The sequence below is a fragment of the Streptomyces sp. NPDC043738 genome, assembly GCF_056436545.1.
Window position 1 is genome coordinate 470,212 of the sequence record NZ_JBWKCJ010000001.1, and the last position, 11,599, is coordinate 481,810.

The 11,599-nt window shown below is 72.4% G+C and carries 10 protein-coding genes; 2 read left to right on the forward strand and 8 right to left on the reverse strand.

The features are described from left to right. Positions 1–76 precede the first annotated feature (76 nt). The 3 genes from AC0680_RS02050 to xylB all read right to left on the reverse strand — a co-directional run bounded on the left by AC0680_RS02050 (position 77) and on the right by xylB (position 4,532). Positions 77–1,489 carry a family 2B encapsulin nanocompartment shell protein gene (locus AC0680_RS02050; protein ID WP_478624471.1) on the reverse strand — a complete coding sequence of 471 codons (1,413 nt, stop codon included), beginning with the start codon at positions 1,487–1,489 and terminating at the stop codon, positions 77–79. A 163-nt stretch (positions 1,490–1,652) separates the two neighbouring features. Next, positions 1,653–2,939 carry an ROK family protein gene (locus tag AC0680_RS02055; RefSeq protein WP_478624134.1) on the reverse strand — a complete coding sequence of 429 codons (1,287 nt, stop codon included), beginning with the start codon at positions 2,937–2,939 and terminating at the stop codon, positions 1,653–1,655. Positions 2,940–3,080: 141 nt separating this feature from the next. Then, positions 3,081–4,532, reverse strand: a complete 1,452-nt coding sequence (gene xylB, locus AC0680_RS02060; protein ID WP_478624136.1) for a xylulokinase — start codon at positions 4,530–4,532, stop codon at positions 3,081–3,083. Between the two features lie 126 nt (positions 4,533–4,658). On the opposite strand from xylB, the gene xylA reads away from it, so the two are divergent. Then, complete coding sequence (xylA, locus tag AC0680_RS02065) at positions 4,659–5,822, forward strand: xylose isomerase (protein ID WP_478624137.1); 1,164 nt, start codon at positions 4,659–4,661, stop codon at positions 5,820–5,822. 57 nt (positions 5,823–5,879) lie between these two features. On the opposite strand, the gene AC0680_RS02070 is transcribed toward xylA, so the two are convergent. Then, positions 5,880–6,845, reverse strand: a complete 966-nt coding sequence (locus AC0680_RS02070) for an acetylxylan esterase (protein WP_478624139.1) — start codon at positions 6,843–6,845, stop codon at positions 5,880–5,882. A 135-nt stretch (positions 6,846–6,980) separates the two neighbouring features. Between AC0680_RS02070 and AC0680_RS02075 the strand changes: the two genes are divergently transcribed. Then, positions 6,981–7,844: a hypothetical protein gene (locus AC0680_RS02075; RefSeq protein WP_478624141.1), complete on the forward strand. Its 864-nt coding sequence runs from the start codon at positions 6,981–6,983 to the stop codon at positions 7,842–7,844. Between the two features lie 174 nt (positions 7,845–8,018). Here the strand turns inward: AC0680_RS02075 and AC0680_RS02080 are convergent, their stop codons facing one another. The 4 genes from AC0680_RS02080 to mmuM all read right to left on the reverse strand — a co-directional run bounded on the left by AC0680_RS02080 (position 8,019) and on the right by mmuM (position 11,541). Then, the gene (locus tag AC0680_RS02080) at positions 8,019–8,849 is read right to left on the reverse strand and encodes an amino acid ABC transporter ATP-binding protein (RefSeq protein ID WP_478624143.1); all 831 of its coding nucleotides are present in this window, start codon (positions 8,847–8,849) and stop codon (positions 8,019–8,021) included. Between the two features lie 5 nt (positions 8,850–8,854). Continuing rightward, a complete protein-coding gene (locus AC0680_RS02085) occupies positions 8,855–9,640 on the reverse strand; it encodes an amino acid ABC transporter permease (RefSeq protein ID WP_478624145.1) in 786 nt (261 codons plus the stop codon). An 11-nt stretch (positions 9,641–9,651) separates the two neighbouring features. Further along, the gene (locus AC0680_RS02090; protein WP_478624147.1) at positions 9,652–10,449 is read right to left on the reverse strand and encodes an ABC transporter substrate-binding protein; all 798 of its coding nucleotides are present in this window, start codon (positions 10,447–10,449) and stop codon (positions 9,652–9,654) included. Positions 10,450–10,620: 171 nt separating this feature from the next. Then, the gene (gene mmuM, locus AC0680_RS02095; RefSeq protein ID WP_478624149.1) at positions 10,621–11,541 is read right to left on the reverse strand and encodes a homocysteine S-methyltransferase; all 921 of its coding nucleotides are present in this window, start codon (positions 11,539–11,541) and stop codon (positions 10,621–10,623) included. Positions 11,542–11,599: the final 58 nt, after the last annotated feature.

Genomic DNA, 11,599 nt, shown 5'->3' on the forward strand with positions numbered 1-11,599 from the left:
TACGTGGCGTGCTGCCATGGCGCCGGGGCGGGGATGCGGGCCGCCCAGGGCGCGCGATCTCTTTCCGCGCGTCTGCTCAGTGGCCGATCTGCACGTCCTCGAGGACGCCCAGCGCGTCGGGCACGAGAATGGCCGCCGAATAGTAGGCGCTGACGAGGTACTTGATGACTGCCCGGTCGTCGAGACCCATGAAACGCACCGAAAGGCTCGGCTCGTATTCATCGGGAATTCCGGTCTGGTGCAGACCGACCACACCCTGATTCTCCTCGCCGGTACGCAGCAGCAGAATGGAACTGGTCCGCTCCTTCGTCACCGGAATCTTGTTGCACGGGAAGATCGGCACCCCGCGCCAGGACGGCAGCGAATGCCCCATAAAGTCCACCGCGGTCGGATACAGCCCCCGAGCACTGCATTCCCGGCCGATCGCGGCGATCGTCTGCGGGTGGGCGAGCAGAAAGCCCGGGTCCTTCCAGACCGTCGCGAGCAGCTCGTCGAGGTCGTCGGGGGTGGGCGGGCCGCTGCGGGCGTGCACACGCTGCTTGAGGTCCGCGTTGTGCAGCAGCCCGAACTCGGGATTGTTGATCAGCTCGCTCTCCTGGCGCTCGCGCAGCGCCTGGATCGTGAGCTTCAGCTGCTCCTCGACCTGGTTCATCGGGTCGCTGTAGAGGTCACCGACCCGGCTGTGGGCGCGCAGCACCGTCTGGGCGACGCTGAGTTCGTACTCCCGCGGCGTCAGGTCGTAGTCGACGAACGTGCCGGGCAGCGCGGGCTCGCCGTGGTGCCCGGAGGCGACCGAGACCGCGGACTCGCCGCTGTCGTTCGTCGGGTGCGCCGGGTCCGTCACGCCCGCGGCAAGGTGGTCGCGCAGCTCGGGGGAGCGGTCGACGACCTCCTGCGCGGCCTGCCGCGACAGCGCCAGGACGGTCACCCGGGTCACCGCGCGATAGGTGAACTGCCAGGTCCCCTCGGCGGCGGTCAGCGGCCCGTCACCGAGGTGGTCGCCGCCGGCCAGCGCCTCGAGCGCGGTCTCCTCGCCGTATTTGCCGCTGCCGATGCGGTCCACCCGGCCGTGCACGATCAGCACCAGCCGGTCGTCCGGCGTGCCGGCCTCGGCGATCAGCTCGCCGGGCGCGTAGGCGTGCTGGGTGAATCGCTCGCCGAGCGCCGCGAGGACCTCGGTATCGGTGAATTGCCGCAGGGCGGGCAGCTCGCGCAGCTCATCGGGGATCACCGAGACATCGGAGCCGCTGATGGCGAAATCGATGCGTCCGTCACCGAGGGTGTAGGTCAGCCGGCGGTTGACGCGGTAGGTGCCGCCGGACACCTGCACCCAGGGCAGCAGCCGCAGCAGCCAGCGGGACGTGATGCCCTGCATCTGCGGCGGGGTTTTGGTGGTGGTCGCCAAATTCCGTGCGGCGGTGGTACTCAGGCTGGAATTCGGGGCGTTTTCCGCACTGCCGTGCAGTGATTCGTCGGCAATCGTCACAATGCGACCTATCTCCTCGAAGGGTGCGATGCGGCCGCCCCGAAACCCTCCGTCACGACAGTTCCGCGGCAGCCCGCCGAACCGACCGTAGTCGGACGCTTTTTATCGGCACAATCGCTCGATGGAGTGGCATGGAAATCTCTTTCCATGGAAAGGTTTAGGCGATTCAGCCCCGGGGAGAGTGTGCCGGGGCGCGGAAGTTGAGGGGATCGTCGAGCACGGCCTGGAGGGCGGCGTGTGCCGCACCGAGCAGGGGGCCGTCCGCGCCCAGCCGCGACACCGTCACCTTCGGCCCGCCACTGCGCGACGGATCCGCCGCGACCGCCGTCCGCAGCACCAACTCCCGCTCCAGGGACGGCAGGACCCAAGGCGCCGGCCCGGCCAGCGCACCGCCCAGGACCACCGCCTGGGGATCGAGCAGGTTCGCCGCCCCCGCGAGCGCGATCCCCAGCGCCGTACCCGCCTCGCCCAGTGCCCGTACTGTGGCCGCGTCCCCGTCGGCGGCCCGGCGCGCCAGCATCGCCATACGAGCCCCAGGCCCCGGATGCGCGGCCACCGCCCCCTCGGGCGTGATCCCGGCCGCGCGCAGTACGGCCGGTTCGCCCGCGTACAGCTCCAGGCAGCCGCGCCCGCCGCAGTCGCAGCGGCGGCCGTCCGGATACACCGGGACGTGCCCCAGCTCTCCTGCGAACCCCCGTGCCCCCCGCAGCAGTTGACCGTCCACCACGACCGCGCCACCGATCCCGATCTCCGCCGAGACATGCACGAAGTTCGCGGATGCTCCCGGCGGTTCGGCGCCGTCACCGCACCACAGCTCGGCCAACGCGCCCAGGTCGGCCTCGTTCTCCACGGTCAGCGGGATGCCGTCGAAGCCGTGCCCCGGGGCCGCCGCCGAGGCCAGCCCCGGCGCCAGGTCGGCCGCCCGCCAGCCGAGGTTGGGCGCGTGCACCACCGTCGTCGAGCCCCGGGCGACCAGGCCGGGCACCGCGACCGCCAGCCCGGCCGGCCGCAGCCCCTCCGCCGCGATCCGCGCGGTCACCTCCGCGAGCAGCGCGGACAGCCGCCGCAACACCGGCTCCGGCTCGCTCCGCCGGTTCGCCGCGTCGGCCGCCACCCGCGCCCGCACCCGGCCGCGCAGATCGACCGCGCACACCGCCAGATGGTCGACGCCTATCTCGGCCCCGAGCCCGGCCGGACCGTGGGCGCTCACCGCCAGTTCGCTGCCGGGCCGGCCCCGCCCGCTGGGTGCCGCCCGCCCCGTCTCCACCAGCAGCCCGGACCGCAGCAGCTCCTCCACCAGCGGGGCCACGCCCGCCCGGGTGAGCCCGATCCGCGCCGCGACCGCCGACCGGGACAGCGGCCCCCGCGCGGCCACGGCCCGGAGCACCCGGGCGAGATTACGGCGGCGGATGGCGTGGGGGGTGTCGGCGGTGGGTGGGGGTGTGGCGGGCATGGCGAGCTCCTCGATGTTCGGCCCCCGCCCCCCACCCCCCGTCTCCTGCCCTCCCCCCTACGGGGGGAGGGCAGGAGGGGGGCGGGGGAGGGTGTGTGGGTGGGGTGAGGGGGGCGGCAAAACGCCAGAACCCGGCTGATTTCACCAGCCCGGCCGAACCGCCTGCCCCCGCAGCAGTTCCTCGCCGTGCGCCAGCGTCGCCCGGATCCGCTCCCAGGCGGCCGCGTCGCGCTCCTGCGCCTCGTACTCCGCGCCGCGGGCCGTACCCCAGCGGCGCGCCACCGCCGCCGGGTCCTCGCCCAGCAGCAGCCCCGCCGCCTGCGCCGCGGCACCGAGCGCGACCAGCTCCTGCGCCTCGGGCACCACCACCGGGCGCCCGGACAGCCGCCGCACGGTCTCCCGCCAGGCCCGGCCCTTCGCCCCGCCACCGATCAGCAGCAGCGGAACGTCCGCCGCGATATCCCCGTCGAGCACCCGGTCCAGCGCCTCCAGCAGCGCGAACACCGCGCCGTCGTAGGCGGCCTGCAGCAGCTGGCCGGCCGTGGTCTCGTGCCGCAGCCCGTGCACCAGGCCCGACGCGCCGGGCAGATTCGGGGTCCGCTCACCGTCGAGGAACGGCAGCACCACCACCTCGCCACCCGCCTCCACGGCCTCCCGGTCGCGGCCCAGCAGCGCCGCCACCCGGTCCACGGCGAGCGTGCAGTTCAGGGTGCAGGCCAACGGCAGCCAGTCGCCGCGGGCATCGGCGAAGCCCGCCACGACGCCGGTCGGATCGGTGGGCCGGTGGGCCGAGACCGCGTAGACCGTCCCCGAGGTGCCCAGGCTCAGCACCGGCTGCCCCGGGCGCAGCCCCAGGCCGAGCGCCGCCGCCATGTTGTCGCCGGTCCCGGCGGCCACCAGCGCACCGTGCGGCAGCGGCAGGTCGTCGGCGTGCACGGTCCCGGCGGCCTCCCCCGGGAGGGCCACCCGCGGCAGCGCCTTCGGGTCCAGCCCGACGTGGGCGAGGATGTCCGCGTCGTACGACCCGGTCGACGACGCCCACCAGCCGGTGCCCGACGCATCGCCGCGGTCGGTGACGGCCTGGCCGGTCAGCCGCTCGACGAGGTAGTCGTGCGGCAGCCGCACCGCGGCGGTGGCGGCGGCCGCCGAAGGCTCGTTGGCCCGCAGCCAGGCCCACTTGGCCACGGTGAACGCCGGCGTCGGCACGCTCCCGATCCGGTCCGCCCAGGCCTTCGCGCCGCCCCGCTCCGCGATCAGGTGCTCGCTCTGCGCCGCCGGGCGCACGTCGTTCCACAAGATCGCCGGGCGCACCGGCTCACCGGCCGCGTCCAGCGTCACCAGCCCGTGCTGCTGCCCGCCGACGGACACCGCCGAGGCCTGCCGCGCCGCGTCGCCGCACTGCGTCAGCGCCTCGCCCAGTGCCCGCCACCACTGCCGCGGGTCGCTCTGGCGGCCCTCGCCGCCGCTGACCGTGTGCGGCGCCTGGCCCCGGGCGATGACCACACCGGTCTCCGCGTCCACGACCAGCGCCTTGGTGGACTGCGTCGAGCTGTCCACCCCGACGACGAGCGGTCCCGCTGCCTGTGCGCCCATCGTGCACTCTCCCTCGGCGCCCGTATCCCATGGTCCGTGTCCAGGGGGTTCCCCGGTGTGCTGCCGCATATTAGTTTGACCGCGGAATTTGTAAAGTGCGTTGACTAAATGACCGAGGGAGTCGCGATGCGCCACCAGCCCGTGCCCGAGGACAAGTTCACCTTCGGCCTGTGGACGGTCGGCTGGCAGGGCCGCGACCCGTTCGGCGACCCCACCCGGCGCGCCCTGGACCCCGTCGAATCCGTCCACCGCCTCGCCGCTCTCGGCGCGTACGGCGTCACCTTCCACGACGACGACCTGATCCCCTCCGGCGCCGGCGACATCAAGCGCGCGGCCGCCGTCACGCGCTTCCGGCAGGCACTGGACGCCACCGGGCTCGTCGTCCCGATGGCGACCACCAACCTCTTCACCCACCCCGTCTTCAAGGACGGCGCCTTCACCGCCAACGACCGCGGCGTCCGCCGCTACGCCCTGCGCAAGACGCTGCGCAACATCGACCTCGCCGCCGAGCTGGGAGCCCGTACGTACGTCGCGTGGGGCGGGCGCGAAGGCGCGGAGTCCGGCGCCGCCAAGGACGTACGAGCCGCCCTGGACCGGATGCGGGAGGCCTTCGACCTCCTCGGCCAGTACGTCGTCGAGCAGGGCTACGACCTGCGGTTCGCCATCGAGCCCAAGCCCAACGAACCGCGCGGCGACATCCTGCTGCCCACCGTCGGCCACGCCCTGGCCTTCATCGAACGGCTGGAGCGTCCCGAGCTCTACGGCGTCAACCCGGAGGTTGGGCACGAGCAGATGGCCGGGCTGAACTTCCCGCACGGCATCGCCCAGGCGCTGTGGGCGGGCAAGCTCTTCCACATCGACCTCAACGGCCAGAACGGGATCAAGTACGACCAGGACCTCCGCTTCGGCGCGGGCGATCTGCGGTCCGCCTTCTGGCTGGTCGACCTCCTGGAGACGGCCGGCTACGACGGGCCGCGGCACTTCGACTTCAAGCCGCCGCGCACCGAGGACCTGGACGGTGTCTGGGCCTCGGCGGCCGGCTGCATGCGCAACTACCTGATCCTCAAGGAGCGCGCGGCGGCCTTCCGCGCCGCCCCGGCCGTCCAGGAGGCGCTGCGCGCCGCCCGCCTCGACCAGCTGGCCCGTCCCACGGCCGAGGACGGCCTGGCCGGGCTGCTCGCCGACGCGACCGCCTACGAGACCTTCGATCCCGCGGCGGCCGCGGCCCGGGGGATGGCCTTCGAGCAGCTGGACCAGTTGGCGCTGGAGCATCTGCTGGGCACGGCCTGAGGTGGGCGGCCGCGGGCGATCGTCGCGCCGCGGTCCCCGCCGGGCGGCCGGTGCCCGTCAGCCGAGCAGCTTGCGCGCGTAGGCGAGCTCCGCGGCCCGGTGTTCGCCGCCGCCGCTCTCATGGGCGTTGAACAGCCACACCTTCAGTTCCTTCTCGCCCGCGTAGTGGTGGAACGCGGCGAAGCCGGTGGACGGCGGGGCCACCGCGTCGCGCAGCGCCGTGCCGAAGAGCGCCGGGGCGGTGGCGCGGGCCGCGAAGTTCAGGCCGTCGAAGTGGTCCAGAGTGTGCAGGGCGGTGTCGATATGACGGCGGGCGCCCGCGAAGTAGCGGGTGAGCTCGCCGTACGGGCCCTCGTCGGTGATGTCGAGCGCGCGCCGGATATGCGTCAGGAACGGCACGTGGATCAGCGCGCCGGCCAGCCCGGGGACCAGTGCGGTCATCGCCAGGGCGAGGGCGCCGCCCTGGCTGCGGCCGGCGACCACGATCCGGTCGGCGTCCACGTCGTCGTGGCCGCGGGCCGCCTCCACCGCCCGTACGGCGTCGGTGATCAGCCGCCGGTAGTAGTAGTCGTCCGGGTCGAGCAGGCCCTGGGTCATTTTGCCGGGCACCCCCGGATTGCCGTAGCCGGCCGGGTCTGGGGTGTCGCCGGGGCGGTCGGGGCCGCTCTGGCCCCGGGTGTCCATCACCAGCGTGGCGTACCCCGCGGACGGCCACAGCAGCCAGTCGTGCGGCAGCAGCCGGCCGCCCCCGTAGCCCAGGTACTGCACGACGCACGGCAGCGGCCGGGCACCGGCGCGCGGCGTCAGGAACCAGCCGCGGATGCGGTGCCCGCCGAAGCCGGAGAACGCGGCGTCGTAGCAGCGCAGCAGGGGCAGTCCGGGGTCGATCTCGGTGAAGCGCGCGTCGAGGTCGTGGGCACGTGCCTCGTGCAGGGTGCGCTGCCAGAACGCGTCGAAGCCGGCCGGTTCGGGAAGCGGTGGGCGGTAGCTGCGCAGCTCGTCCAGGGGCAGGTCGGTGAACACGCGAAACCTCCGGGCCGTAGGGTGGCTTGCTGCCTGTCGCCAACGGTGCCCACGGGGCGGACATTTCAGACCCGGAATGTTCCAGGTTGGTCACCGAGTCCCTTAAAACCCCGTAAAGAAGCGATCATTTCCGCTATGAGTTTTCCTCCGCCTCCGCCGTCGAACCAGCCGCAACCGCCGAACCAGCCGCCCCACAACAACCCGGGCGGATTCGGCCCGCCGGCCGGCGGCTACGGCCCCGGCGGTCAGGCCCAGGGCGGATACGGTCCCGGTGGCTACCCCCCGCCCCCGGGCGGCAACCAGGCCCCCGGTGGCTTCGGCCCGCCGGCCGGCGGCTACGGCCCTCCGGGAGCGGGCGGCCCGTCCGGCCCCGGCGGCTGGCAGCAGCAGCCGCCCGGCCCGCCCGGAGGCGGCGGCAACGGAAAGGTCATCGCGGCGATCATCGGGGCCGGTGTGGTCGCGCTGGCCGCCGTCATCACCTTCGTCGTGATCGCCAACGACGATGACGACGACAACAACCGCGCCCGGCCGTCGTCCAGTTCGAGCACGAGCGCCACGCCCTCCGGCAGCGCGTCCCCCTCCGCGTCCCCCTCGCCCTCCGAGTCCTCCGGCGATACGGGCTACGGAAGCACGCCCACGCCCACCAGCAGCACGATCCCCTTCTATCTGCTGAAGGTCGGCGACTGCTACGACCTCCCGAAGGACGGGCGCGGCAACAACGACGCGGCCTCCTGCGACGGCCCGCACGACGCCGAGGTCGTCACCACCCACCGCCTCGGCGCCGGCCTGACCACCGAATCCGACATCAAGGACAAGGCGTCCGCGCTGTGCCGCAACGAGCTGGAGCGCAAGGCGGCCCGGCAGCCCGCCGGCACCGCCGAGGGCACCTACGTCCAGTACCCCTCCCTCAGGGGCTACAAGTTCGGCATCAAGTCCGTCAGCTGCAGCCTGATGGGCAACCGGTCCGGCACCAAGAAGCTCACCAAGCCGCTGTCCTGAACCGGACGGTCACCACCGTCGTCGGCACCCCGCCGTCCAGGAGACGGCCCTGAGCGTCGAACGCGCCAGGGCCGTCGGCCGTGCCGAAGGCGTTGTCGCCGACGAGGGGCGGGGTGCGGCGGCCGCCGACCGCGACGCCCCCGGCCTTCAGAAAGGCGTCGCGGCCCTGACCGGTCAGACCTGTTCGACCGCCGCGTCCCCGCCCGGGTCCGCGACCTCACCCATCTCCGCGGCCGCCGGATCCAGCACCCGCGCCAGGAACGTCCGGGTCCGCTCGTGCCGGGGAGCGCCCACCACCTGCTCGGGAGTGCCCTCCTCGACGATCACCCCGCCGTCCATGAACACCACCCGGTCGGCGACCTCCCGGGCGAAGCTCATCTCATGGGTGACGACCAGCATCGTCATACCGTCCCGCGCCAGCCCCCGCATCACCGCCAGCACATCGCCGACCAGCTCGGGATCGAGGGCCGAGGTCGGCTCGTCGAAGAGCATCAGCTCCGGTTCCATGGACAGCGCGCGGGCGATCGCCACCCGCTGCTGCTGCCCGCCCGACAGCTGCGCCGGATAGGCCGCCGCCTTGTCGCTCAGCCCGACCCGCTCCAGGTTGGCGCGGGCGATCCGCTCCGCGTCGGCGCGGTCGCGGCGCAGCACCCGCCGCTGAGCGATCGTCAGGTTCTCCAGCGCGGTCAGATGCGGAAAGAGGTTGAAGGCCTGGAAGACCATCCCGATCCGCCGCCGGACCAGATCGATGTCCACGTCCGGGTCGGTGACGTCGGTCCCGGCCACCGTGACCCGTCCCGCGCTGGGCTCCTCCAGCAGGTTCACGCAGCGCAGCAGCGTCGACTTGCCGGACCCGGAGGGCCCGATGACGCACACCACCTCTCCGCGCGCCACCGAGAAGTCGACCCCGCGCAGCACCTCCAGCTCGCCGAACGCCTTGCGCAGGCCCTGTACGTCGATGGCCTTCGCGTCCTCGGCGGACGCGGCCGCCCGATCCGTCGTCATGCCGCTCACCTGGCCTTCGCCGTACGGGCTTCCAACCGCCGGACCAACTGGCCGAGCGGCAGGGTGATCACGAGGTAGAGCAGCCCGGCGATCAGGATCGGGGTCAGGCTCTTGTGCTCATTGAGCGCGTCCCGGCCGAAGTTGGCCAGCTCGAACTGATGGAGCGCCAGCCCCAGCAGATAGACCAGCGAGGAATCCTTCGTCAGCAGGATCAGTTCGTTGGTCAGCGGCGGCAGCACGATGCGGAACGCCTGCGGAATGACGATCGACACCATCGCCCGGCCGTGCGACATCCCCAGCGAACGCGCCGCCTCCGTCTGGCCCTTGGGCACCGCCTGAATTCCCGCCCGGATGGTCTCCGCCATATACGCGGCGCCCACCAGGCCGAGCGACAGCATCACCGTCACGTTCATGTCGAGCGCGACCTCGAAGGCCAGCGGAACACCGAAACCCAGCGCGATGAACACCAGCAGCGCCGGGATTCCGCGGAAGAACTCGATATAGGTGATGGCGATCCAGCGGTACGGCGGCACCGACGACAGCCGCATCAGCGCCAGCACCAGGCCGAGCGCGAGGCCGAACCCGAATCCGAGCAGGGTGTACAGAACGGTGTTGACCAGCGCCGTGGTGATGATCTCGGGGAACAGCGCCTTGGCGACCTCGACGTCGAAGAACGCCGACCGCAGCTGGTGCCAGTCGGCGACCAGCGCGATGACCACCACGGCGACCACCAGGACGCCGTACTGCACGCCGCGGATCAGCCGCGCGCGCCGTCTTTTGGACAGGGGCATCAGGACCGGCCTCAGCTCTGCGGTGTGGTGCCGAACCACTTCTTGTAGATCCGGTCGTAACTTCCGTCGGACTTCGCCTTCTTGATGACTTCGTTGATCTTCTTGCGCAGGGCGTCGTTGCCGGTGCGCACGCCGATTCCGTAGTGCTCACCGGTGTTGAATTCCGCGGTGACCTCGGTGTCCGCATTCTGCTTCACATAGTCGAAGAGCACACCGTTGTCGTTGATACCGGCATCGACCTGGCCGGACTTCACCGCGGTCAGCAGCAGCCCCAGATCCTCGAACTCCACCAGCTCGACGCCCTTGCCGTGCTCCTTGGCGTAGATCCCGCCGGTGGTGGCCTTCTGATAGCCGAGCTTCTTGCCCTTGAGGTCCTCGACCTTCTTGTAGGCCTTGCCCTTCTTGGTCAACAGCGCCTGGGTGGCGTTGAAATAGGGATCGGAGAAATCCATCACCTTGTCCCGGGCCGGCGTGATCGTCATGCCGGCCGCGGCCAGATCGCACTTGCGGACGGTGAAGTCCTGACCGGTCTCGATGCCTTCGAAGGGCGTGTTGACGATCTCCTGCTTGACGCCCAGGTCCTTGGCGACCAGATCCACCAGGTCCACGTCGAACCCGACGACCTTGCCGTCCTTCTTCACCTGGAACGGCGCGTACGGAAGGTGGGTGCAGGTCTTGAGAGTGCCGGAGGAGACCAGCTCCAGGCCGCCGGAACCCTTCTTGCCGTCGGACTTGGTGCTGGTGCACCCCGCCAGAACGGCGACGGCCGCGGCAACGGCTATGACAGGCAACGCTGAGCGAGCGGACACCGGTCCTCCAGTGCGGGACGAAGATCAACCATGTGGTGCGTGCTGCGATGTGGCTGCATCCTGCCACCCACCAGGAGGACTGTCGCCGCCGCTTCGGTTGCGTCTGTGTAACGCCTTCGACCCGCGTACACGTACGAACCGACCGGCGGTCCCGCTTTTCCGGCCGCCCGCTCAGCGGCCCAGACCGGCCGCCAGCCCGGCGATCACGTCCGGCCCCACCCGGCAGCAGCCGCCGATGAGCCGGGCGCCGTCCGCCGCCCAGCCGGCGACCCGGTCCGCGCCGAACGCCGGGTTGCCGTACCACGCCCGCGCCTCGGCGTCCCAGCTCTCCCCGCTGTTGGGGTAGACCACCACCGGCTTGCCGGTGACCCGCGCGGCCGTCCGCACCGCCTGGTCCGCGTCGTCGGGCGCGCAGCAGTTCACCCCCACCGCGATGACCTCGTCCGCGTCGGCCGCCGGCGCGAACGCCTCGGCCAGCGGCTGCCCGGCCCGGGTGCGGTCCCCCGCGACGCTGTACGACAGATAGGCCGGCACCCCGAGCCCGCGGACCGCCCGCAGCAGCGCCCGGGCCTCGTCGGCGTCCGGCACGGTCTCCAGCGCCAGCACGTCGGGCCGCGCCGCGGCCAGCACCTCCAGCCGCGGCCGGTGGAACCGCTCCAGCTCCGCCACCGACAGGCCGTAGCGGCCGCGGTATTCGGAGCCGTCCGCCAGCATCGCCCCGTACGGACCCGCCGACGCGGCCACATACAGCGGCCCCGCGATCCCGCCGGCCTGCGCCAGCCCGGCCGCCTCGCGGGCCAGTGCCACGCTCCGGCGCAGCAGCTCCGCGGCCTGCTCCTCGGCGATGCCGCGCCGCGCGAAGCCCTCGAACGTCGCCTGATAGCTGGAGGTGATCGCGACCTGCGCCCCGGCCTGGTAGTACGCCAGATGCGCCCGCACGACGGCCTGCGGCTCCTCGGCCAGCAGCCGGGCCGACCACAGCGCGTCGCTGAGGTCGGCTCCGGCGGCCTCCAGCTGATTGGACAGCCCGCCGTCGAGGACGACCGGCCCCGCGGCGAGCGCGTCGGCGAGCGAAGGGGAGGTGCTGACCATGGTGCGAAGCCTCTCGATGCGCGGTGCCGGCCGGGCGATCTGCCGCCCGGCCCGCCGG